This is a genomic window from Runella sp., from assembly GCF_027484545.1.
GTDB lineage: Bacteria > Bacteroidota > Bacteroidia > Cytophagales > Spirosomataceae > Runella.
Window position 1 is genome coordinate 1 of the sequence record NZ_JAIXST010000242.1, and the last position, 24,071, is coordinate 24,071.

23 protein-coding genes are annotated in these 24,071 nt (G+C 42.1%); 15 read left to right on the plus strand and 8 right to left on the minus strand.

Going from position 1 to position 24,071, the window contains the following annotated elements:
• The first annotated feature begins 318 nt into the window (after positions 1-318).
• On the plus strand, positions 319-876 hold the full coding sequence (locus Q0081_RS21930) for an NUDIX hydrolase (protein WP_298358575.1): 558 nt from the start codon (positions 319-321) through the stop codon (positions 874-876).
• Between the two features lie 132 nt (positions 877-1,008).
• Positions 1,009-1,635, plus strand: coding sequence for a LysE family translocator (locus tag Q0081_RS21935; protein WP_298358577.1), 627 nt, complete (start codon positions 1,009-1,011; stop codon positions 1,633-1,635).
• Positions 1,636-1,680: 45 nt separating this feature from the next.
• Here Q0081_RS21935 and Q0081_RS21940 read toward each other — a convergent pair whose 3' ends face one another.
• Genes Q0081_RS21940 through Q0081_RS21950 form a run of 3 tightly spaced genes read right to left on the minus strand, consistent with a single transcriptional unit; the run spans position 1,681 to position 3,942 of the window.
• A complete protein-coding gene (locus tag Q0081_RS21940; RefSeq protein WP_298358580.1) occupies positions 1,681-3,048 on the minus strand; it encodes a S9 family peptidase in 1,368 nt (455 codons plus the stop codon).
• The gene (locus Q0081_RS21945) at positions 3,035-3,688 is read right to left on the minus strand and encodes an SdpI family protein (protein WP_298358582.1); all 654 of its coding nucleotides are present in this window, start codon (positions 3,686-3,688) and stop codon (positions 3,035-3,037) included. Before Q0081_RS21945 ends, Q0081_RS21940 begins: the two co-directional genes overlap by 14 nt.
• Entirely contained in the window at positions 3,685-3,942 is a 258-nt protein-coding gene (locus tag Q0081_RS21950; RefSeq protein WP_298358585.1) for an autorepressor SdpR family transcription factor, read from the minus strand. The genes Q0081_RS21945 and Q0081_RS21950 overlap by 4 nt, the downstream gene beginning before the upstream one ends.
• 178 nt (positions 3,943-4,120) lie before the next feature.
• Between Q0081_RS21950 and Q0081_RS21955 the strand changes: the two genes are divergently transcribed.
• The 13 genes from Q0081_RS21955 (at position 4,121) to Q0081_RS22015 (ending at position 19,801) form a co-directional block, all read left to right on the plus strand.
• Positions 4,121-5,347 (plus strand): OmpA family protein, encoded by a 1,227-nt coding sequence (locus Q0081_RS21955; RefSeq protein WP_298358587.1) that lies wholly within the window; start codon positions 4,121-4,123, stop codon positions 5,345-5,347.
• A gap of 141 nt (positions 5,348-5,488) precedes the next feature.
• Complete coding sequence (locus Q0081_RS21960; protein ID WP_298358589.1) at positions 5,489-6,157, plus strand: CBS domain-containing protein; 669 nt, start codon at positions 5,489-5,491, stop codon at positions 6,155-6,157.
• Between the two features lie 50 nt (positions 6,158-6,207).
• On the plus strand, positions 6,208-7,083 hold the full coding sequence (locus tag Q0081_RS21965) for an NAD kinase (RefSeq protein ID WP_298358592.1): 876 nt from the start codon (positions 6,208-6,210) through the stop codon (positions 7,081-7,083).
• Positions 7,084-7,170: 87 nt separating this feature from the next.
• A complete protein-coding gene (locus tag Q0081_RS21970) occupies positions 7,171-8,151 on the plus strand; it encodes a hypothetical protein (RefSeq protein ID WP_298358595.1) in 981 nt (326 codons plus the stop codon).
• A gap of 41 nt (positions 8,152-8,192) precedes the next feature.
• A complete protein-coding gene (locus Q0081_RS21975) occupies positions 8,193-8,885 on the plus strand; it encodes a DUF6089 family protein (protein ID WP_298358598.1) in 693 nt (230 codons plus the stop codon).
• Positions 8,886-8,890: 5 nt separating this feature from the next.
• On the plus strand, positions 8,891-9,907 hold the full coding sequence (locus tag Q0081_RS21980) for a dipeptide epimerase (RefSeq protein ID WP_298358600.1): 1,017 nt from the start codon (positions 8,891-8,893) through the stop codon (positions 9,905-9,907).
• A gap of 12 nt (positions 9,908-9,919) precedes the next feature.
• A complete protein-coding gene (locus tag Q0081_RS21985; protein WP_298358604.1) occupies positions 9,920-11,068 on the plus strand; it encodes an aminotransferase class I/II-fold pyridoxal phosphate-dependent enzyme in 1,149 nt (382 codons plus the stop codon).
• Between the two features lie 149 nt (positions 11,069-11,217).
• Positions 11,218-11,919 (plus strand): DUF2306 domain-containing protein, encoded by a 702-nt coding sequence (locus Q0081_RS21990; protein ID WP_298358605.1) that lies wholly within the window; start codon positions 11,218-11,220, stop codon positions 11,917-11,919.
• 73 nt (positions 11,920-11,992) lie between these two features.
• The gene (locus Q0081_RS21995) at positions 11,993-12,466 is read left to right on the plus strand and encodes a MarR family winged helix-turn-helix transcriptional regulator (RefSeq protein ID WP_298358608.1); all 474 of its coding nucleotides are present in this window, start codon (positions 11,993-11,995) and stop codon (positions 12,464-12,466) included.
• Positions 12,467-12,898: 432 nt separating this feature from the next.
• Complete coding sequence (locus Q0081_RS22000; protein WP_298358610.1) at positions 12,899-13,549, plus strand: TetR/AcrR family transcriptional regulator; 651 nt, start codon at positions 12,899-12,901, stop codon at positions 13,547-13,549.
• A gap of 54 nt (positions 13,550-13,603) precedes the next feature.
• Positions 13,604-14,959: a TolC family protein gene (locus Q0081_RS22005; protein ID WP_298358613.1), complete on the plus strand. Its 1,356-nt coding sequence runs from the start codon at positions 13,604-13,606 to the stop codon at positions 14,957-14,959.
• Positions 14,960-15,025: 66 nt separating this feature from the next.
• The gene (locus Q0081_RS22010) at positions 15,026-16,195 is read left to right on the plus strand and encodes an efflux RND transporter periplasmic adaptor subunit (RefSeq protein ID WP_298358616.1); all 1,170 of its coding nucleotides are present in this window, start codon (positions 15,026-15,028) and stop codon (positions 16,193-16,195) included.
• Positions 16,196-16,309: 114 nt separating this feature from the next.
• Positions 16,310-19,801, plus strand: coding sequence for an efflux RND transporter permease subunit (locus Q0081_RS22015; protein WP_298358619.1), 3,492 nt, complete (start codon positions 16,310-16,312; stop codon positions 19,799-19,801).
• A gap of 121 nt (positions 19,802-19,922) precedes the next feature.
• On the opposite strand, the gene msrB is transcribed toward Q0081_RS22015, so the two are convergent.
• From msrB to Q0081_RS22040, 5 genes are all read right to left on the minus strand, one after another.
• Complete coding sequence (gene msrB / locus Q0081_RS22020) at positions 19,923-20,423, minus strand: peptide-methionine (R)-S-oxide reductase MsrB (protein WP_298358621.1); 501 nt, start codon at positions 20,421-20,423, stop codon at positions 19,923-19,925.
• 19 nt (positions 20,424-20,442) lie between these two features.
• Positions 20,443-20,805: a DUF5615 family PIN-like protein gene (locus Q0081_RS22025; RefSeq protein WP_298358624.1), complete on the minus strand. Its 363-nt coding sequence runs from the start codon at positions 20,803-20,805 to the stop codon at positions 20,443-20,445.
• Positions 20,806-21,033 carry a DUF433 domain-containing protein gene (locus tag Q0081_RS22030; RefSeq protein ID WP_298358627.1) on the minus strand — a complete coding sequence of 76 codons (228 nt, stop codon included), beginning with the start codon at positions 21,031-21,033 and terminating at the stop codon, positions 20,806-20,808. It abuts the gene before it with no gap.
• A gap of 114 nt (positions 21,034-21,147) precedes the next feature.
• A complete protein-coding gene (locus Q0081_RS22035; RefSeq protein WP_298358630.1) occupies positions 21,148-22,857 on the minus strand; it encodes an alpha/beta hydrolase-fold protein in 1,710 nt (569 codons plus the stop codon).
• Positions 22,854-24,071: glycosyltransferase family 4 protein (locus Q0081_RS22040; RefSeq protein WP_298358632.1), on the minus strand; the 1,218-nt coding region annotated here is incomplete at its 5' end. The genes Q0081_RS22035 and Q0081_RS22040, both read right to left, overlap by 4 nt.

Below are 24,071 nucleotides of genomic sequence, written 5' to 3' on the forward strand. Positions count from 1 at the left end.
ATGGAGCACAGCAAGTTTTAAATCTGAGAACAAAAAACCTTAGTAATCAATGGGATGAGGTAATTCAATTGGTCAGAATGGCCGCTTAGGAAGCAATCCTGCATACATTCGTACACCCCAATGAAACGATAATCCAGCGAAATTTAGAATTTTGGCTAACTTGCACGACTTTTTTTTGGTAATTGGCCTCAAAGGTACGAGTTCCAACCCAAAACCTCGCACCTGTAACGACTTTTGCAAGTCTATAATGGCACTTTGCCCAACACTATGGTGCTTTTGTTAAGTAGCTAATTTGACAATTTAAAATCGACAATTCGTATGTCTCTTCCCAACGAAACAGAAAACCCTTGGCAAACTCTTAAAAGCCAAGTAGTGTATGACAATAAATGGATACAGGTACGGCATGAAGACGTAATTAATCCGAGTGGAGGCTCGGGGATTTATGGGGTGGTTCATTACAAAAATAAAGCCATTGGTGTGATTCCCATTGACGATGAAGGATTTACGTATTTGGTCGGACAGTATCGCTATCCTTTGAATGAATACTCGTGGGAAATACCCGAAGGGGGTGGTCCCATGGACGAAGACCCTATCGAAGGAGCCAAGCGTGAATTGTTGGAAGAAACGGGGCTGATTGCTTCTGAATGGACTAAAATTGCCCGCGTTCACCTTTCTAATTCCGTCGGCGACGAAGAGGGGTTTCTGTACGTAGCTGAAGGTCTTACCCAAGTACAGGCCCAACCCGAAGATACCGAACAGCTCCATGTTCGTCGGATTCTGCTTACCGAGGCCATTGAAATGGTAATGCGCTCTGAAATCACTGATTCGCTCAGTGTGATGGGGCTTTTGAAAGTAGCCCGTTTGCGAGGAATTTAATTTTGAATACCGTTACCGTTATTGGTTATCAGTTAGCTGTTATCAGGTAACCGTTATTAGTTACTATAACCAACACAAATAGAAATAACAGATATACGGAAAACGGATACACAGATAACTGATACACAAAAAATGTTTTTAGCTGCTTTATACGGATTAATTGCGGGCATTTTGCTTTGCCTCACCTTCGGAACGGTCTTTTTTTCATTGATTCAAACCAGCGTAGAGCGGGGGTATCGCAGTGGCATTCAGATTTCGTTGGGTGTCGTAGCCAGCGACGCTTTTTTCTGTTTTACAGCTATTTTCGGTACTTCTTTTCTGCCTCGAATCGAACATTTTAATCAATGGATTGGAGCGGCTGGGATTGTTTTTTTGGCTATTTTGGGTATTAAAAACTTTATGAAAGTTCCGACCATTAAAGTTAAGCAATATGATGATGACCGCAGCCGGCGATTTGAGAACTTTAAGTATTTCCTAAAAGGTCTTGCCCTTAATGCACTCAATCCTGTTAATTTTATGTCATGGGCTGCTATTGCGGCCTATTTACGTACGAAAGGCCGCTATGATCTCAATGAAATGATTTTGTTTTTTGGAATGAGTCTCATTGGCGTATTTATAACACAGTCTGCTTTAGCGATTTATGCGCATCGGTTACGTAGCTTACTTACTATCCGGGTCATGCGTTACATCAATATTCTCACAGGAGTTGTTTTTCTGGTAGTAGCTGGGAAACTATTGTGGGAGCAGTTTTTGAAGTAAGTCATATTAAAATCATGCAAAGTCGCTAAGGAGCAAAGAGTCAAACTATCTTTCTTTCAACCACGCCGTCATTACTCCTAATGCTTCGGGTGAAAAGGTTTCTTCTAACATTCCGTATTCTGCTACGGTGCATTTTTGGCATTTTTGAAAAAGGTGATTTAGGTCGGGTAATTCCAGGATTTTGAAGTGTTTGTTTCCTGCGGCGGTCAATCCTTTTTCAAACCCTGCTAAATTAGGTTTAGAAGCTACTTGAAGGTCTTTACTGCCGTTGAGTGCCAACACAGGGATTTTAATTTGAGAAAGAATAGGCTGTGGGTCATATTTTAGAAAGTAACGATACCACTTTGAATTAATAACCCCAAATTGCCCCGTAATACCCTTTCTTCCCTGTTCACTTTTGTAGCCCATTTGTCCAAGCACGGCATCCGGTTGAGCTTTGAGCCAGTTGTCAAAAGCCAATTGTAAACTGTCTTTAATATCACCTTCTAACGGTAAGCGTTCGGCTACATTATAGAGGGTTTCATTCAGCGAGCGTACATGGCTTCGATAGGTTTCATTGGTGCCTGATTTTTTCAGAATATCGTCACTTTGTTGAAGCAGCAGTTCTTTACCGCCTATCCCTAAACCCGCCAATGAAATAATAAATACCACATCTTTTGTCTGCAAAGCCGCCATAGGAGCAATCATCCCGCCTTCGCTGTGCCCGATGAGACCTAATTTTTTCCTGTTGACCTCTTTACGGTTTTTTAAATATTTTACCGCTGCCAGCACATCCTGAGCATAATCGACAGAGGTGCTTACTGTTCCTGTGGTTTCTCCAACCCCTCGGTCGTCCACGCGCAAAACAGCAAATCCATTTCGACTCAAATGGTCAGCAATGACCCAAAAAGATTTATGGCCAAAGAGGGTCTCATCGCGATCCTGCTGTCCTGAGCCTGTAATCAAAACTATCGTTGTAAAAGGGCCTTTGCCGTTGGGGAAAGTCAGTGTACCGCCAAAAGAAATGCTTTGATTGTCATTGGTAAATTTAACGTTTTCAACTACATACGGAAACGGTGCCTGTGGTTGTTGCGGCCGTTTTAGAAAGGATAACGTTTCAACTTTAGTGAGTTTTAAAGCCGAAGAAAAACCGTTTTGTTTCCATTGTCCTGTGAATGTTTCAGCGTCTAATTTTCCGCTTAGTACTGAGTTAAATTCTTTTAAATCCGCAATCAAGCTGTCATTCCTGAAAATAGGTGCTTTGAGAGCGTATTCAAAAAGTCCCTGCTCCGGAATATAAATCGCGGCTTGTTGCTTTTGAGCATCCGTTTTTAACCCAAATTTCAAAGTACCCAGAATACCTTCGTAATAGGTTTGACTAAAACCCGAGACAGAAATCAACAGGCTGAAAAGGAGTAGACTATGCTTTTTCATTTTTTTCTTTTTGATATACTCGGTACGAATAGACTAATATCCAGACTGTTGAGCTTAAAATAAGCCCCATTGCCCACACAATTTTCCACGAAGTGGGTAACCATACAACCCCTAAGGCACCGATGATTCCAATCGCAAAATAAAGTTTAGCACCCATTTGGTGTGTTTTGCGCCACACGGTTTCGCTTTCCAAAGTCCATGGCGTACGAATCCCGATGAAGTAATTGGATTTGATGTTATTGAGATAATTTCCGATTCCTGCAAACAACAGAAACACTCCTACAAATACTATGTTATTGAAAACTTCCCCCGATAATTGGGTTAGGGTCGATTGGATGATTAATACTTGAGTTGCCCCTAAAAACAGCAACACTAATAGTATTAATTTGGAATAATGATCTGACAGTTTCGTTTGGCTGAGGCGGGGGTCCAACTGAGGTAAATAGCGTAAGAAAAAGTAGATACCGATGGAAACCGCACTCAAGATGATTAACGTCCATTTGGAGCCATAGTCATTCGGCTTGCCATCAATCCCGAAATGAGTCGGAATTGTCTCGGGCAATTGATTCCACATGAGTGCCAAATAAATCAAAGGAGTAACAATAATGCCCCACATCAGATAATCAAGGGTCTTTTTCATTGTTTTTTAAGGGTAAATATCCAGGATAATAATTCGTCTAAAACAGTGGTATTGAGGGTGTAATAAATAAATTGACCTCGTTTGTCGGCACTGACAAGTTCGGCTTGTTTGAGCAAATCCAAATGATGCGAAATGCTCGGTTTGGTCATCTCAAATCGGTCGGCGATTTCACCGGCGGTAAGGTCTCCTTCCCGCAAAATTTCCAGAATTTGCCTTCGGGTAGGGTCGTTGAGTGCGCGGAAGAGAATATTCATCCGTTTAAGTATTTAGACAAATATCTAAATACTTTTTTGTTTGTTTCAATTATTTTGTTTTAATTGGTTAAAAACGAGTGCTGAAAGGAGGATTATTAATTATTTTTAACAATCAAATTGCACTAATCTTTTTAAGACGGCGTTATTTCGGGCGAGTAAGTCATTACTTTATCTGACCATGAAACGATTACGATACCTTCTTGGAGTTTTTACATTGATTTCTTTGGGAACTTATGCCCAGAAGATTACTACGTTGAGTCCAACTGTGGAACAGCAGTCGCAGCCTGATGTGACACTTAATAAAGTTGAACTGACGGCAGATTATACCATTCTACATTTTACCTTTGAATTTTCGCGTCGTCGTCAATCCTTGCAGGATTTGATTTTGGGACAAAGTAGTAGAGACCAATTTATTGAGGTTGACCCCAAATGCCGTTTGTATGAATCTGGAAATGAGGGACGTAGATATAGATTTATTAAAGCGGTAGGAATTCCGGTAGCTCCACAAAAACAAACTGTTTATCCAGGTGATATTGTGAAGTTTTCGGTTTACTTTGAGCGGTTAGAGCCCGGTGTCGAGGAGTTTGAAATGTTTGAAGGAAAGGATTTTGGAGATAAAAGGTTTTGGAACTTTTACGGAGTTCACATTCGTAACCCTAAGCGCCCGGTACAAAAACCAAAACCTGAGCCAAAAAAAGAAGAGCCTCCCGTTGTAACTGAAACGCCCAAAGTGGAACCCACGGTGCCGCCTTTGGAGCAAAAAACGGAGCCTGCTGCCCCTGCACTCATCACAGTGCGCGGTACGGTAATTGATGCTAAAACTCAAAAGCCGATTCCTGCCAAAATCAGCTACATTGTACCGAGTGAAAACAATGGCTTGGATTCGATGCAGTTGTCCGCCTCTTCGGGCAAATTCAAACTTACGCTGGATGCCGGCAATAAATACGCTTATGTGGCAAGTGCCAAAGGTTATTTTCCCGTAAGCGGTGCTTTTGACCTTACCCAAGCCAAAGGCGGGCAGGAGATAAACAGCGAAATTATGCTGAATTCGGTGGCGGTAGGCGAAGCCATTACGCTCAACAATATTTATTTTGACACCGGCAAATTTGACCTGTTGTCTGCTTCGTCAGCGGAGTTAGACCGCCTGACGGAACTCATGCGTGACAACCCGGCGATGGAAATCAGAGTGGAAGGTCACACCGATAACTTAGGAGATTTTGACAAAAACGTAGAACTTTCCCAAAACCGAGCCAGTGCAGTAAAAAAATATTTAATTGTGAAAGGCATTGATTCTGCCCGAATTGAGGCAAAAGGCTTAGGTTCGACCCGTCCCGTTACCAAAGGGGCTTCCGAAAGCGAACGCCGACGCAACCGACGGGTAGAATTTGTCGTTATTAAGATGTAATTTTAGATGAATTGGTTAGGGGAAAACCTGAAATTTCGGGGTGATCTTAATTTAAAATTCAGAGTGCCTCAATAAAATCCCTCCATAATTTTGGAAACTTTAAATAACTTTTCTAAGTTTTCCAAAAAATAGAACATCATTATGCTGGCTGAAGAACTTATCAACCCCACCACCCCCGTTTTAAGACCGTTCGATTCGGTTGGGCAGGCTGTTGACTTGATGGATGAACACGGCATTCGCCAGTTGGCTTTGGTCGAAGATGAAGTTTATAAAGGCCTTCTCAGTGAAGACACCTTACTGAACCTGACCGACGATGAAAAACAACTCTCTGAACTCCACTTACCACCCAATCCTGTCCACGCCAATTCATTTCAACATATTTATGAAATAATGGGCATTGCCAATCATTATCAGCTGGATACTGTTCCCGTTTTGGATGAAGACAACCTCTACGCAGGTACCATTTTGGTAAGCGATATGATGGCAAAATTTGCCGATTTGCTCGGTACACAGGAAGCAGGTGCGGTTTTGGTACTGAAAATGTCCAATCGTGATTATTCCTTGACCGATATAAGCAGATTGATAGAATCCAACGATACGAAGATTATCAGCAGCTATTTTTCGGGTGCTGAATACGGGGCACTTGACGAAGCTAAATTGACTCTTAAACTCAACCGAACCGAAGTAACGGCGGTAGTGGCAACCCTCGAACGTTTTGGATACGTTATTGAAAATGTGTATGGAAATGCACCTCTCGAAAACCCCGATCGTCATCGCTTGGATTTATTGCTGCGTTATTTAGAGACCTAATCACATAAAATTTTACCTTTGCGTCCAAACATATCCTCGTAGCGATACAGATGAAAATCGCCATTCACGGACGCAGCTTTACCAAAGAAACACAGCCTTACATACAGGCCCTGTTTGATATTTTAAAACAAAGACAGATAGAATTTTCTTTCTCTGCTTCTTTTTATTCGTTTTTGCTCCAATCCGGCGTAAATCCGCATACCGAGAAAACCTATCCCCATCCTCATGATGCCCCCAATGCTGATTTTATTTTCAGTATCGGCGGCGACGGCACATTGCTGGAGTCAGTCATGCAGGCCCGTTCGCGTCAAATCCCTATTTTGGGAATCAATACGGGGCGATTAGGTTTTTTGGCGACGGTTTCACCTGCCATGGTTCAGGATTCATTAGAGGCACTTTTTTCAGGCAAATTTCAAATTGAAGATCGCACATTGGTCAGTTTAATATCTGACACGGATTTGTTTGAGGAATATAATTTTGCTCTTAATGATTTTACAATTACCAAAACTGATACTTCTTCGATGGTCACCATTCATGCCTATTTGGATGGTGAGTTTTTGAATTCGTACTGGGCTGATGGTCTAATTGTCTCCACACCAACGGGTTCCACGGGCTATTCTCTAAGTTGTGGGGGACCAGTTGTGTTGCCTGCCAACAACGTTTTTATCATCACTCCCATCAGTCCGCACAATTTGAATGTTCGTCCAATGATTATTCCGGACGGCAGCCAATTAAGCTTCCGAGTGGAAAGCCGCAGCAGTAATTTTCTGGTTTCGTTAGATTCCCGTTTTCGGATTGTAGATGAAACCGTCATGCTGACTGTAAAAAAAGAAGTATTTAAAGCCCGGCTGGTTAAGTTAAATCTGGACAATTTTGTAGAAACCCTCCGCACAAAATTACATTGGGGATTAGACGCCCGTAATTAATCTTATGGTGCGATTTTTGTTAGAGTATTCAATAAAAAGATTCATTTTTGCGTTGAAGTCAAAGTCACGCATCAATCAGTTAAGGGAATGAAATCTAAGATATTTGTCGGTACCGTGTTGTTTACGCTGCTATTGACGTACACCTCCGAAGCCCAACGCCGCCGGAAAACTCCTTTTGAACAGTATTCCACTGTCAACTTTGGTTTGGGAACGTCAAGCTATGCTGGAGATTTGGCTCCTTATCGGAGTCCGGTCAATACTATTTTTAAAATGATGCGTTGGAACGTAAATGCAAGTTATACGCGCCATTTCACACCTCATTTGGCCGCAAGGTTAGGGCTTACCTGGGCTCGTTTGGCAGGTGATGATGAATTTTATAACCGAGGTGGCAAACCATTTGATGGTGCTTACGTACGGAATTTACATTTTCGTAATGATGCCAAAGAATTGAGTTTGGTAGGAATTTTTAAACTGCGCGGGGATGGTCGCAGCCCCAATCGTCGTGCTAAGTTCAGTCCTTATCTGTTTGGCGGGCTTGCGCTCTTGGCGCATAATCCCAAAGCAAAAACACCGGATTCTCCCGCATTTGACAACAAGTGGGTATCTCTTCAGCCGTTGGGAACCGAAGGCCAAGGCCAACCGGGATATGCAAAACCGTACTCTTTGGTCACTTATGCTATTCCTTTAGGGTTAGGATTTACCTGGAAAGTAAATGACCAATGGAACATAGGTGTGGAGGGAGGTTTTCGCTTTACAGGCTCTGATTATTTGGACGATGCCAGTGGCTTTTTTCCTAATTCTGATGTCCTGAAAAATGACTTAGCTCGTGCCATGTCAAACCGAACACTGGAGCCAATTGCTGCCCGTACCGGGCGTGACCGTACAGAGACGGTACGCCGAATTGTATATCCCAATGATGCTTCCATAGATCCTTTTGCTGCCCCTTTAAATGGTTGGGGAGAAGGAGATTTTCGAGGCAATCCCGTACGTAAAGATGCGTACATGCTGTCCAGTATTACAGTAAGCTATATACTCCCAAGTAAAATCAAATGCCCTCCTATTCGTTAAATATCACTAAATAAAGGGCTAAAAATTAAGACCGGATCATTGTGAACTGCAAACTGCAAACGTATTTCATTGGCTTCCTTTTGGGAGCCTTTTCTTTAAACACAGAAGCCCAACGCATCAATATCGGTGCAGGCTTAGGAGGCTTCAACTACAAAGGCGATTTGGCTCCTGCCTTCAACCCCCGCAATTATTTACCCGGTGGCCATGCTTTCTTTCGGTATAACGTCAGCCCTTCGGTATCGTTTCGAGTAGGAGGCAATTTGGGCGTTGTAGGTGCTAAAGACAGTCGCTCTTCAGACCCTTTTAATCAGGCACGGAACGAATCTTTTCGGTCGACTATCTTTGAAGGAGATTTGATTACGGAATATAATTTTCTGAATTATTCACAAAAACGCAAAGCTAAAAATTGGACGCCTTATCTGTTTGGCGGCTTGGGATTGTTTAAATTTAAACCTCGTACAAAAACGGCCGATTACAAGACAAGTCAACTCAATATTCCATTTGGAGCAGGAGTGAAATGGGAGTTTAAACGCCCGTGGAGTTTAGAGTTTGAGTTTGGTACGCGCAAATTGTTTACGGATTATTTAGACAATTTAGGAGACAATGTTCCTCTTTCTCAAAAAACGCGCTTGGGTAACCCTACGACTAAGGATATGTATTACTATACTTCGTTTACCCTGAGTTATACATTTTACAGTATTGTGTGTCCTCCTGGTTTTTCGAATGATTTTTAATTGTTATGCAGCTGTTTTTTCACCGTTTCGATTTACGTCTCCGTCATACATTCACTATTGCGCATGATTCGCGCGATGTACAGCCTACGCTGATTGTGGAGTTGCGGGATGGGGATTGTCGTGGTTTTGGGGAGGCTACCTCCAACAAATACTACGGCATCACGATTGAGGGCATGATAGAGGAGTTGAAAACTATTCAGTTCCTGATTGAAAATCATAATTTGCAGTCTCCCGAAGCATTTTGGGAATTGGTGCATCCTTTTCTAAAAAACAATCCGTTTGCCCAATGTGCTTTGGATGAAGCCGCTAATGATGTATGGGCAAAAAAACGAGGCCAAAAATTATACGAAGCTTGGGGGCTATCGGCAGAGCAAATTCCAATTACTGACTACACCATTGGCATTGACAGCATCGAAAAAATGGTGGTAAAAATGCAGGAATTTCCCTGGCCTTTGTACAAAATCAAACTCGGCACCAACGAGGATATTGCCATTGTCAAAGAACTAAGGAAGCACACCGATGCAATTTTTAGAGTAGATGCCAACTGCGCATGGACGGCTGAACAGGCCATTGAATACAGCTACGAATTAAAAGCATTGGGCGTAGAATTTATCGAACAACCGCTTAAAGCCGACGATTGGAAAGGTATGAAACGCGTCTATGCCGAAAGTGCCTTGCCTTGTATTGCCGATGAAAGTTGCATTATAGAATCCGACGTTGCCAAATGCGCGGGTTATTTTCACGGAGTCAACGTAAAACTAACCAAATGCGGGGGCCTCACGCCCGCCCGACGCATGATTGCCGAAGCCAAAGCATTGGGGATGAAAACGATGGTGGGCTGCATGAACGAAAGCAGCGTAGGCATCTCAGCCATCGCGCATTTGCTTCCGTTGTTGGATTACGTGGACATGGACGGTACGCTCCTCATTGCCAACGACCCTGCTGTAGGGGTCACTTTTGATTTTGGTAAGGTACTTTTTGCAGATGAAAATGGGACAGGAGCAAGTCTTCTTCAAAATTAATTTTCTATTGGGTTGAATTCTACAAACTTCCACCAAATCACCCACTTACCCGACCGAACCATTGATTTGGACGGCCAGGAATATCTGTATTTTAGCGGTACTGCGTATTTAGGTCTTCCACAAAACCCTTCTTTTCAAGCGCTTATTCAGGAAGGACTGCATCAATACGGAAGTGTGTATGGCAGTTCACGGAATGGAAATCTTCAATTGAGCATTTATAAAGAAGCTGAAACTAAATTGGCAGATTGGACAGGTGCAGAAGCGGCATTGACGCTTTCTTCAGGAATGTTGGCAGGGCAAGCCGCGATTCGACAATTGATGTTGGAAGGGTACGAGTTTGTTTATTCACCGGATGTTCACCCCGCACTTTGGCATTTGCCACAGGTTGAAATTCCTAAATGCAGTTTTGAGGTTTGGAGTTTACAGTTTGGAGTTCACGGTTTACAGTCTACAGTTTACGGTTCACAATCAGAAATTGAAACCGCGCGGACGGATCCGTCGGAATCAGAAATTAGAAATCAGAATTCGAAAATCTGTCTTGTTACCAATTCTGTCGATGCGTTGCGTGGGAAATTGTATGATTTTGAATGGGTAAATGATATTCCTGAAAATATTGAATTCGTTTTATTGGTAGATGATTCGCATGGACTTGGCGTAACAGGAAGGGAAGGACAAGGTGTTTGGAAACGTATTCCGAAGCGAAAAAACGTTCGACTGATTGTGACGGCTTCTTTGGCCAAGGCGATGGGCTTGCCGGGCGGAGTAATCTTCTCTGACCCTGACAGTATTCAAAAAATTCGTAATACCGCCTATTTTGGAGGGTGTTCTCCCATAGCCCCCGATCACCTGTATGCCTATCTGCACGCTGACGCATTATACGCGAATGCTTATACGCGTTTACAGACAAATGTTCAGCAGTTTGCGGACGCGATAAAAGACATTGAGTTATTTAGCTTTACAGAAGGATACCCCGTTTTTTATACCGAGCGCGATGAATTGTACCCCTTTTTACTGGAACGCGGTATTTTTGTGTACAGCTTTTCGTACCCCAAACCTATTGATAAGGCCAATACCCGCGTAGTTATTTGTGCCTGGCATACCCCCGAAGATATTCAAAAACTGAGTACTGCCTGTCGGGATTTTGTAAAGCAGGCACGGTAGTTCTTCATTTCGCCCTTTTTCTCCAACATTTCACTCTTTCCGACTGTTGCTTCGTCGGGAAAAGGAGAGAGAGATTGTTTTCTCACCTGATATTTGGGTATTGATTCGTGATTTTAACAACACATTCTAACACCCAAATAACAACATCCATGAAAACATTTTTTATTATTCTGCACGTTGCCGTTGGTTTTTTAGCCCTTGCCGTTGGGCTTGTTCCGATGTTTTCTAAAAAAGGCAGCTCACTTCATAATACCACAGGTTTGGTGTATTATTGGTCAATGGTTATTGTTGCGGCTTCGGCAGTAGCATTGGTAGTAGTTTCACCCGTTACCGACGGTCGTTTGTTTTTAACAGGCATTGCTGTTTTTAGTTTCTACTTGTGTTTTACAGGAAGACGCTCACTTAAACAACGTGGTAGTGAACCTGTTCGCTGGTTTGATTGGAGTGTATCTGGAGCAATGGCCCTGGCCGCTGTGGCCATGGTAGTATATGGTTTTTACCATCTAAGTGCATTATGGACCAAGGGGCAATTTGAATCAATTGGCATCCTTTTCGTAGTTTTTGGATTTTTTAGCGGATCCAATGCCCGTTATGATTTTCAAAAATATCTTTATCCTGAAAAATCTAAATATGGCAATCGCGAGTGGTTTTTTATGCATATAGTGCGGATGGGCGGCTCCTACATTGCTACTTTTACGGCGTTTGCTTTGGTCAATATTCGCTATATTTTCCCCGATGCTTCCGTAGCTGTCAATATTGCTACCTGGATTATGCCCGGGGTAATCGGAGGATTGCTTATCGGAAGAGCGGTGCGCTTTTATTTGGCAAAATTTAAGATGTCGGTGCAATAAAACCGTATGCAGACATACCACTGTAAAGATTAAGCTTTATATTTGCCTAAACTGATACCAACTAAAATAGGCAATGCGCAAGGAAAAAACGGTCGATTTTCACATCAAGTGGGCTTGGCACGCTATCTCAAGGATGTACAATACCTATGCTTCCCGCCGCTACGACATGACGATGGCAATTGGCTACGTATTGCTCAATATCGACATGGAAAACGGGACACCGGCCACCAAAATAGGCCCTTCTATCGGCATGGAGCCGCGCAGTCTGACGCGCACCCTTAAAATGCTGGAAGAACGGGGTTGGATACGCCGCGAAACTGACGAAACAGATAAACGTTTTGTAAAAGTTTTCCTGACTGATGAGGGCAAAAACAAGCGTGAACTTGCCCGCGAAGGGGTTATTGCTTTTAATACCATGCTGCGCGATCAAATTCCCCTCGATAAACTGGTTATTTTCTTTGATGTCATTAAAGAAATCAATCGTTTGGTAGAAGAAGAAAATATTAAAATGAAGGCGGAAAACCTATTAAATGAAGAATTGAGCTAACTGCTTTTATTTTTTTATCCCTCAAATCTTCCCTTTTGTCCTCTTTTTTACCCACTTCGCGCTATTTATATAGCATTGCGTGAAGTGGGTTTTTACTTTTGTTCCACTTGCACCCAAAGAGTTACTCATTCGTAGCAGAATGCAAAATTACGATTGCCGTCAAGAGTTTTTGATGACTATTTTTTATTAAAATAATACAATTTATTGAAGCTCAATTATGGAAATTATTTACTTGAATTTTTTTTTAACCCTACTGACATAGGGTTGTCAGTAGGGGTGATTTAATTTGTAATAGATATAAATCAAGGCAATAGCTACATTCTAAAACTCAATTAGTTGTCTGCTTCTCGCTAAAAAACTTTGGAAACTTTGAACCATTTTTTAGTTTCCAAAGTTTCGTATTAAAAAAGTGAAATATTAAGCAGCGAAAGAGTGAGAGAGAGAATCCTTGATAAAGCACAGGAACTGTTTTTTCGATACGGAGTAAAAAGCGTAACGATGGACGATATTGCCCGCGAGCTGGGAATTTCCAAGAAGACCATTTATCAACATTTTGAAGATAAAAACGCGATGGTATTTGCAGGAGTGGAACATCATTTTGAATGCGACCGCGCCTTGGCTGAGCAAATGCAGGTAGAAGCTCCAGACCCGATTGCCGAAGTAGTAATGGCCTCCGAAATGATGCGCCAAACTATGGCAGGCATGAATCCAACCGCTATTTTTGACATCAAAAAATATTATCCCCAAGCTTGGGACCTATTTTCGAAGTATAAGAAGGAGTTTATTCTGGAGATAGTAAAGAAAAATCTGAAAAAGGGTGTTGAAATGGGACTTTATCGCCCTTCTGTCAACGTGGAAGTGATTGCACGTTTGCGACTTGAACAAATTGAAATGGGACTTGATCCTTATCTTTTTCCTTTGGGTCAATTTAACCCGTTGGATACCCAACTTGAACTCCTCGATCATTTTCTACGGGGAATTGTCACTCTTGAAGGACTTAGTTTATATGAAACATACTTAGAGAAACAGCTTTCGACGCCTATATCCCCCAAGGCTATATTCAACACCAAAAGTACCTATTAACAGCTTTTTTATTAATTTCTTAACAACAATCCAATATCAAATTTTCAACCATATATGCCACAAATTCAACGAAAATGGAAATGGCTGGTACTACTCATGCTACCACTTTTTCCGACTTACAGCCAAACACGTTATTCGCTTCAGGAAGCCATTCAGTACGGTGTGACGCACAACATTAATGTCAAGAATACGCAAGTCGATGCCCAAAGTGCTGAGTCTCGCATTGGAGAGATTCGTTCTGTAGGATTACCTCAGGTGAATGCTACGGTGAGCCTAATGGACAACCTGATAATCCAACGTGCGTTTTTGCCCGCAGCTTTTTTTGGCGGAGGCCCTAACGATGCTCCAAGAGCTGTTCAGTTTGGGGTGAAGTATTCTGGCAATACCGCTCTCCAACTCAATCAAATGATTTTTAATGCGCAATGGTTACTGGGATTGAAAGCTGCTCAAGCGTATCGTGAGCTGTCTTTAAAGAATATAACTCAGTCAAAAATTCAGGTAGCGGAAAGCGTTTCGAAAGCCTATTATAGTGTGCTTATTGCCGAAGAGAGAGCTAAATTATTGGATTTGAATATCCAACGTTTAGACAGTCTGACGCGGGAAATGAGTGCAATGAACGAAAAAGGATTTGTCGAAAAAATTGATGTGAATCGTTTGGAAGTATCGCTCAATAACCTCAAAACAGAGCGTACCAAAGTTCAAAATTTGGTGGATTTGAGTTATTACATGCTGAAATTCCAAATGGGAATGAAACTTGACGAGCAAATTCAATTGACAGATCGAATCAATGAAGCTGAAGTAGAGCGTATCGCTGCGGAAGTCAAAGGTGATGATGTCAATAGTTTCAGTTACGACCAACGTATTGACTATTCGATTCTGAAAAGTAATCTTCATTTGTCAGAAATGGACGTTGAAAACAACAAAAGAGGGTATTATCCTACGGTCTCCACTTTTGCAGGTTATGGTTACAACACAGGTCGCAACAGTTTTGGCGAAGTATTTGGGTCACCTTGGTTTAACAATGCCAATATTGGTTTAAGCGTCAATATTCCCATTTTCGATGGTTTTTCAAAAAAATATAAAATTCAGCAGGCCAGATTTACGGTTGATAAAGTAAAGCAAAGCCTGAGTTTGGTAGAACAATCCATTGATTTACAGATTCGCAGTGCCAATATCACTATTATCAATGGTTTCGAAACCCTCAAAACCCAAAAACGCAACCTTGATTTGGCGCAGGAGGTAGTTCGAGTATCAAAAATCAAGTATCAATCGGGAACGGGTTCAAATATTGAGGTCATCAATGCAGAATCAGCCTTGAAAGAATCGCAAACCAACTATTTTGCCTCACTTTATGATTTACTTTTAGCAAAAGTAGATTTGGACAAAGCAAAAGGAAAATTAGCCCCCTAACCCCCAATGGGGGAATGTGTTAATCGCTCGTTTGAAATATTAAAACAAAAAATTAAAATCTTAATCATGAGTACATTGTTAAAATATATACTAATAAAAGCCCCTATTGGGGGTTTGGGGGCTGTCCTTATTGTGTTTCTTGTAACAGCCTGTGGAGGCGAAAAACAGCCAAATACGTTGGCTGAGAAGAAAGCGGCTTTGGCCAAAATGAAAACGGATGCTAAAAGCCTAACAGAAAAAATTGCTAAGTTGGACGCTGAAATTAAGGCTGCTGACCCAAGCATGAAAGCTGCTGAAAAGGTATTGCCCGTAGTAACACAAACACTTCAGCCTCGCAGTTTTAAGAGCTTTATCGAAATTCAAGGAACCGTTGAAACCAAAAACACGGCTACTGCTACTCCGCGTATGGCCGGAACATATACAACAGTCTACGTAAAAGAAGGACAAACTGTGAAAAGCGGCCAATTACTGGCTAAGATTGACAATGCAATTCTTCGCGATCAAATTGCTGCTTTGAAGCAACAGATGGAATTGGCCAATACGGTTTACGAAAAGCAAAAGAGCCTTTGGGACCAAAAAATAGGTACTGAGATTCAGTTTTTGCAGGCTAAAAATAACAAAGAGTCATTGGAGAAAAACTTGACCGTATTGGAAACCCAAGTGGATATGTACAATGTATATGCGCCAATTAGCGGAGCGGTAGAAAAGGTAATGGCCAAAACCGGCGAAATTGCTGCCCCGGGAATGCCGTTGGCAAGCATCGTAAATTTGGGAAGCCTCAAAGCTACGGCCAACGTACCTGATACTTACCTAAGTAATATCCGTATGGGAGATATGGTGAAGGTAAAACTGCCTGATTTAAGTCGTGAAATCAATGCGCACGTAACCTTTATCAGTAAATTGGTAAACCCTGCCAACCGTACCTTCAAGATAGAAGCATCCATTCCGAGCAGCAGCGATATTAAACCTAATATGGTTTCTATATTGAATATTTCCGACATCAATAAATCAAATGCCATCGTAATCAATCAAAACTACATTCAAAGTACTGAGTTTGGAGATGTGGTGTATGTGGCTGAGATAGAAGGAAATAAGAAGGTGGCAAAAGCTCGTAAAATAAAGACGGGTGTATCTTACAACGGCGAAATCGAAATTACAGAAGGCCTTCAGGTAGGCGACTTGATCGTAACAGAAGGTTATCAGGATTTAGTAGACGGACAGGTAATCAGTTTCTAAAATCGTTAACCGTTATCTGTTAATTGTGAACTGTATCTTGTAGTTATAACAAATACGGAAAACCGCAACGGCGGAACGCATTAACAGATAACCGTCAACATAAACCACAAGGTGATGACAACCCTAAAAGACTTCGCAATTACCCGTTGGTGTTTAGAAAATAAAACCACGGTTTATCTTTTCACAGCCATTATTTCATTGGCGGGTTTGTTCGTGTATTTCACGATGCCCAAAGAGCAATTTCCTGAAATTGCCGTTCCTACGGTGATTGTTTCGACGATTTATCCCGGTGCAAGTCCTTCGGATATTGAAACGATTATTACCAAACCCATTGAAAAGCAGCTTAAAGCAGCCAGTGGGGTGACCAAAATCAAATCAAACTCTATTCAGGATTTTTCGTTGATTACGGTCGAGTTTACTACCGGACTCACAGCACAGGCTGCCAAGCAACGCGTAGCAGATGCCGTTGATAAAGCACTGGTGGATCTTCCAACTGACCGTAAGCAGGATCCTACGGTACAGGAAGTGAACTTTTCTGAATTTCCGATTATGAATATCAATTTGGCGGGTAATTATTCATTGAAAAAATTGAAAGATTATGCCGACCAATTGAAAGACGAAATCGAATCGTTGCCTGAAATTACCCGCGTGGATATTGTAGGGGCGCTTGACCGCGAAATTCAGATCAATCTTGATTTGTACAAAATGCAGGCGGCCGGGGTATCGTTTTTTGAAATTCAAAATGCGATTCAGGGCGAGAATATTAACATTTCAGGCGGTGAAATCAACGTTGATAATGTTCGCCGTAATTTACGTGTAGTAGGCGAGTTCAAGGATGCGAGCCAGTTGAACAATATCATCATTCGTTCTTCGACAGGCGCTACCTTGAAATTGTCCGAAATTGCCGAAATTAAAGACGGTTTTGCCGAAAAACAAAGCTACGCTCGTTTGGATGGGAAGACCGTAATTACCCTCAACGTTATCAAACGCGGAGGCGAAAACTTAATTACCGCTTCGGATCAAATTAAAACCATTTTGAAGAAATACGAAGAAACTAAGTTTCCGGATGGACTCAAAGTTAGCCTTACCAACGACGGATCAGAACGTACCAAGGTGGAGTTGAACGATTTGTTAAATACCGTAATTTTGGGCTTTATTTTCGTGGTTTTGGTACTGATGTTCTTTATGGGGGTACAGGACGCCATCTTTGTAGGACTTTCCGTGCCGCTTTCTACGCTGGTAGCTTTTGTATTGTTTCCCGTTATTGCGAGTGTATCAGGTATCGTTTTTACACTGAACACAATTGTACTTTTTGCCTTCTTATTGGGCCTTGGTATTGTGGTGGATGATGCCATTGTGGTCATTGAAAACGCTCACCGAGTGTATAACGATGATAAAAAGCTATCACGAAATCAGGCAATTTCTTTTGCTGCGGGCGAAGTATTTCTCCCTGTGTTGACAGGAACGCTTACTACTATTGCTCCGTTTTTGCCTCTGTTATTTTGGCCGGGGATTGTAGGTGAGTTTATGAAATTCCTGCCTTTGACGCTGATTATTACGCTGTTTGCTTCATTGTTTGTGGCGTACGTAATGAATCCGGTGTTTGCTTCATCGTCACTGAAACGTGTGGAGGAACATGCGAACGAAGATAAGTCGTTTCGCTCTATTATGAGACCGGTACTTATTTTAGCAGGACTTTCATTAGTGGGTTATCTCATAAATTTTGGAGTAGGCAACTTACTGACACTTGTAACGCTTTTGTACCTCTTTAATCATTATATACTCACTCCGCGTATCATCGTCCCGTTTCAGGAAAACGTTTTCCCACGTTTGAAAAACGGTTATCGAAAACTCATTTCGTGGGTAATTACGGGGGCACGTCCGTATGTTTTGTTTGCAGGCGTAATTGCTTTGTTTATCGGAACGATAATTCTAACTGCAATCGTACAACCTAAATCGGTATTTTTCCCTTCGGGCGACCCTGACTTTGTGTATGTGTATTGTGTAATGCCGCAGGGAACTGATGCTGCTAAGACCAACGAAGTAATGAAGCAATTGGAAGATCGCGTTTATGGCGTGATTGGAAAAGACAGCCCGATTGTTGCTTCGGTTATTACTAACATTGGTATCAACGCGGGTGATCCATTCAACCCGGATCGTACGGTGGTGCCTAATAAAGGTAAAATCACAGTAGCGTTTAAGAGCGTGGAAGAACGGATTCACTACGGGATTTCAACGGCTGATATTTTGGCGAAAGTACGTGAGAGAGTAAAAGGTATTCCGGGCGCACAAGTAACTGCCGAACCTGAAAGCAATGGACCGCCAACAGGTAAACCTGTTACTATTGAGATTGCAGGGGAGGATTTTGACAAATTGGTAAACCTCACGGCCAACGTTAAAAACGCCATTGTCAAATCAGGTATTCAGGGAATTGAAGAATTGAAGTCAGATTTGGTCTTGAACAAACCTGAAATCGTTATAGACATTGACCGGGAACAAGCGGCTCGTGAAGGTATCAGCACCGCACAAATTGCCATGCAGATTCGAGGAGCGTTGTTCGGAACCGAAGTTTCTAAATTCCGCGACGATAAAGATGATTACCCCATCATGGTTCGTTTAAAAGAAGGAGATCGCGGTCAGGTTGAGAAACTGTTGAGTATGAATGTAGTATATCGCGATATGAACTTGGGCGGGGTTTTGCGTCAGGTACCGTTGAGCACCTTGACCAAGATTCGTTATTCAACTACTTACAGTGGTATTAATCGCAAAAACCAGGAACGTGTAGTAACACTTTCCTCAGATGTATTGGGTGGATTTAATGCCAATGAAGTAAATGCTCAAATTCAGGAAGTAGTTGATGGAATTGAGATTCCGCAAGGATATAACATCCGTTTGGGCGGTGAGCAAGAGGAACAAATGAAATCAATGAAATTCTTAGGTGTGGCTTTCTTAGGAGCTATCCTGTTGATATTCTTGATTTTAGTTACTCAGTTCAACTCCATGAGCAAACCGTTTATCATCTTTTTTACCGTATTGTTTAGCTTGATTGGGGTATTGTTAGGGTTTATAATTACTGGCAAAACCATGTCTATCATCATGACGGGGGTTGGTATCTTTGCTTTGGCGGGGATTGTAATCAAAAACGGTATCCTGCTCATTGAATTCACCGAAGAGCTTCGCGGTCGGGGAATGCCGGTACGTCAGGCGCTTATCGAAGCGGGTGCGGCACGTCTTACGCCAGTATTGCTTACAGCATCAGCCTGTATCTTGGGCTTGGTTCCGTTGGCTATCGGGATGAATATCAACTTTGTCACTCTCTTTACGGAGTTCAATCCACAGTTCTTTATTGGTGGTTTTAGTGCGGTATTCTGGGGTTCATTGGCATTTACTATCATCTTCGGATTGTCATTCAGTACGTTGTTGACCCTGATTATGGTTCCTGCTATGTACTACATTGTTGAGCGTCTTAAAAACCGTTTCGGTAGTAAAGATAGTTTTGCTCAATTACATGCAGAACATGATGCTACACCTGTAGTAAGTGGTGTTGACGGAACAACTTCGACTAACGGCAACGGAGCCAAATCGAAAAAAGAAGTTACTTCGTAGCTAATACAATGAAATAGGAAAATAATTTTGAAGGTTTAGAGAAGCTTGGCCCAAAAAAGCCGTTCCATTTGGGACGGCTTTTTTACTGGATAGTGGTTAGTCTTTTAAAGTTACAGACAAATCACTTTTTGGAATCGGCCACAAATTTCAAGGCCAACGAATTCATACAATAGCGCTGATGAGTAGGAGGGGGACCATCGTAAAATAGGTGCCCAAGATGCCCCAGACAACGCTGACACCGCACTTCAATTCGCTCTTCTCTTCCCGAAAAGTCCTTCCGGAAAAGGAGGTGATTGGGTTGAGCGGGCTGCCAAAAACTGGGCCATCCGGTACCACTGTCGTATTTGTGCTGGGAGCTAAAAAGTGAATTTCCGCAAGCTGCACAGTGATAATGCCCTATACCTTTAAAATCGTGGTACTCGTTGGTATAGGGCATTTCGGTAGAGCCTTCGCGAGTAATGGTATAAATGCCATCACTCAATACGTCTTTCCAAACGCTATCAGGTAATCGAACTTGATTTGTATCAGTTAGAGAGAAATAAGGATTGTTTTTAACAACTCGTTTTGCATGGTTACAACTCAATGTGCCACAAATCAGAGAGAGCCAAAACCAGCGGTACATTCTCATTATTTACTAAAAGCTATTCCTGGAAGCTATAAATAGTTACTGAGTCGCCTAATTCGAGGTAAAATCTATCGTTTTCCATTAACTCTTGAACAAGAGGTAAATACTTGTCAAATAAGGAGATGAGTGATTCATTAGAAATGTTTCCTAACAGAATACGAATTAATTTCCGAGGAGTATGTTGCAGGAAAAAAGAATTCCGAAAGTCTTCATCTTTGGTAATGACAATTAAACCATTCACATCGGCAAAACGGCAAATTTCACTGTCTTTGGTATACCATTTATTATCTAAAGAATTTACGTGAATGGTTTCTAATCCTTGAAGGGTAAGATATCGAACAAGTTTGTACGAAATATGAACGTCACAAATGAATTTCATTTAAGCGGCCTCTCTGAGTGAACGTCCGGATACCAATAGTTTAGCATAGCTAAGGCAGGCAAGAATATCTTCTCGTTCTAATTCAGGATGGTCTTCTAAAATGTCATCAAAAGACATTCCTGCTCCGAGCATATCTATAATGACTTCGACAGGCCATCGCATACCTCGTACACAGGGCTTGCCATGGCAAATTTCAGGGTCAATTGTAATTCTTTCAAGATACTGCATGATTGGAAGTATTTATAGTGCAAGTTAGCAACATCTGATTGGATAAACAATTGTCTGATGAGCACTGATACCGACAGTCCCGTCAGGCAACTTCGGTATCAGTGATGATATAGTTCAATACCGCCAGCTCTTCAAATCAGCTCCTGCCGGTGCATCTGCTTCAATTCGTTTGAGAATTTTAGGAAGATACATCGTATTATAACGCAGGCGTGAAACGTAATTTGGCACATTGGGGTCGCCGTTCCAGCAATGTTCAAAGCGGTCGCCGTATTTTACTTCACCGTCGTAATGCGGATTTTTAGTTGTTTTTAAGTAATCTTCCATCAAATAAACGGCATTATTTAGGTAGTAATTGTCCATATCACCGCAGTAAATATGGATTTTTCCTTGGAGTTTCTTACCCACAGTCGCCCATTGACGTTTTAAAATGTGCATCAAATCATAGTTTTCTGACCAGTATTTAGCTACGGTATGGTCAATTTTTCCCGTGGCTTTGTCCCAAATAGGCTTGGGATAGCCATCTGAGCCCGCCGGCGAGTAAGTAGCTTGCCAAATATCCCATTGGTCGCCCGAGCGGGAGTTATCACCAATCGCGAGTTCGCGTTGATTGATTTCTTCGATGGTACATTTGACTTGCCCTAAATAATTTCTCATGCCCGGGCGAGGAGTTTTCTTAAAATCACTCGGAAGATAATACGCATTTTCATCTTTGTAAATATCCACGACGGTATAGGCCTCAAATGTAATCGGGTCGGGACAAGCCGCAAAACAGCCATTATATTCGTCAGGATAAAACACTTGAGCTGCCAATGCTTCCCAGCCTCCCGTGCTGCCGCCGTATAGGAATCGCGCCCAGCCTTTCCCAAGTCCACGGAATTGCTTTTCAATTTCAGGAATCAATTCATACGTGATGGCGTCGCCGTATGGTCCCATGTTGGCGGAGTTAACGGCGTAAGAGTCATCGTAATAAGGAGTAGCGTGCTGAATTTCAACAATTAACATTCGGGGAAAATCCTTGCTTGTCCATTGTTTGTAGAAATTGTACGCTTCCTGCCACGCAAATTTTTTGTAACCGTAAATTCCAAACCGAGCAATGTAATCGGTCGTGTCCATGTCGGCCGGAGGCGGCGTTTCTTTAAATCCATCAAAATCGGCCGGGAAGTGGCCATGATTGATACAGATTGGGAATTTAGCTTCGGGGTGTTCGTCAAATCCATGAGGCAATAAAATGTGTGCTCCCAAATACATGGGCCTTCCCCAAAACTCAGTCAATAGCTTGCTCTGAATCTTAATGTGCTTGATGTATTTGGTGTCTTTGGGTTCGGGCAAGGTCGGGTTTTCCTGGTCTAAGACAATCTTAACCACTTGGGTGGCTTTAGGATCAAACTTGATTTTGAAAGGCTTGGAGTAAATATTGCCGGGAGCAGTACGGTAGTTTTGTCCTTCGCCGCGATCCATCGGAAGTTTCACGGTGTAGCCCGTTTTGAGCTTAAAAGTTTCATATTTGTGCAATAGTGCCTGAACCCAATACTCGCCGGCAGGAAAATCTTTTAACGATTTTATGGGATAGCCCGAGGCTGAGATGGCAACGATTGTAGGTTTGTCAGCTTGCCAACCATCCACGTTTTGTCCAAATAATTGCTGAGAATTGGCGTCGTCGCTGACTTGAAAACGAGGTTCTGATTTATTGTCTTTTGCTAAAAACAACATCAAACGACCGTCAAAGCTTGTGCCTTTGGATTTTGGAAAACTAACTGAAAATTGGGTTTGAGCCGTTGCAATATGCGCACTGAATAACAACACAAAAAAGGACAGATTTTTCATACGGATAGGAGTTGGTTATAGAGATGAAGGAATTGCTTTACTATCGGTTCAGGAGCATTTCGTTGTTCAATAATTCTACGGTTGTTTTGGCTTAGTTGTTCATAATCAGTATTTTCTAATACAAATTGAATTCCTTTGGCCAAATCTTCGGCAGAGTGGAGTGGGGCAATATAACCCGTTTGTAAGTGAATAATTTGCTCGGGAATACCGCCCGTATCGAATCCGACAACAGGCGTACCGCAGGCCATGGCTTCAATGATGGTATTGGGGTAATTGTCTTCCAAAGAGGGTACCACCATGACATCTACAGCTTGATATACGTTAACTACTTCATGTGACGGTATACTTCCCAACGTTTTTACCTCTAAGCCCAGTTCAGCAATGGCATCGGGCTGTGTTTTTCCGAAAACTACCACTCCCCATTCCTCTTTTTTGTCTTTTAATAAATGAGTGGCTTCCTTAAAGTAACGGAATCCTTTTCGAGGGTCTTGGGTATTTACCCCGGCGAAAAGAATCCATTTTTTTTCAGTACTTAAATCTAAATTTATTTTCGCAGTTTTCCGATTTTTTGGTTGGAAAATAGCGGTATCAATCAAATTAGGAATGGCCATAGCGGGCAGGTGTTGAGTTGAAGCTGCCTTTCTTGCCAAATTGGCCAACCATTGACTGGGAGAAACCAACGTGAGTGGAGCGTTTTTAAATATGTGAATTTTACGTTCAAATACTCGATAGGCTAAATCTTTGGCGGCAGGTTTGCGTAGATAGGGACAATGATGGCAATGCGTGAGATAGCTATCACAATCGCGACTGTAATGGCATCCCCCTGTAAAAGTGGACATATCGTGCATGGTCCACACGACCGGCTTGCCAATTGAAAACAACTTTTCTAAAGAGCTAAGCGATAAAAATCCGAAGTTGATCCAATGCAAATGAATAATATCTGCTTCCATAATGAGCGGATGAGTGGAAATATCGGCACCTGTCCACAAAGGAGAAAAATGGAAGCGTACGCTTTTTTCTTTCTCTTTGAATGCAAAATAAAGGCGCTCGGCTGCAAAACGCGCTAACGCCTTTTTTTTTGCAACAAAGCCGTTAGCATACGCTTCAACACCCTTTTCGTCACGTTCTTTTTCCTGTACTAAGACCGTTGATTCTATCCCCGCAGAAAGCAAGGCATGATGCAGGCGCAATGCTGCAATGGCTGCTCCGCCAAA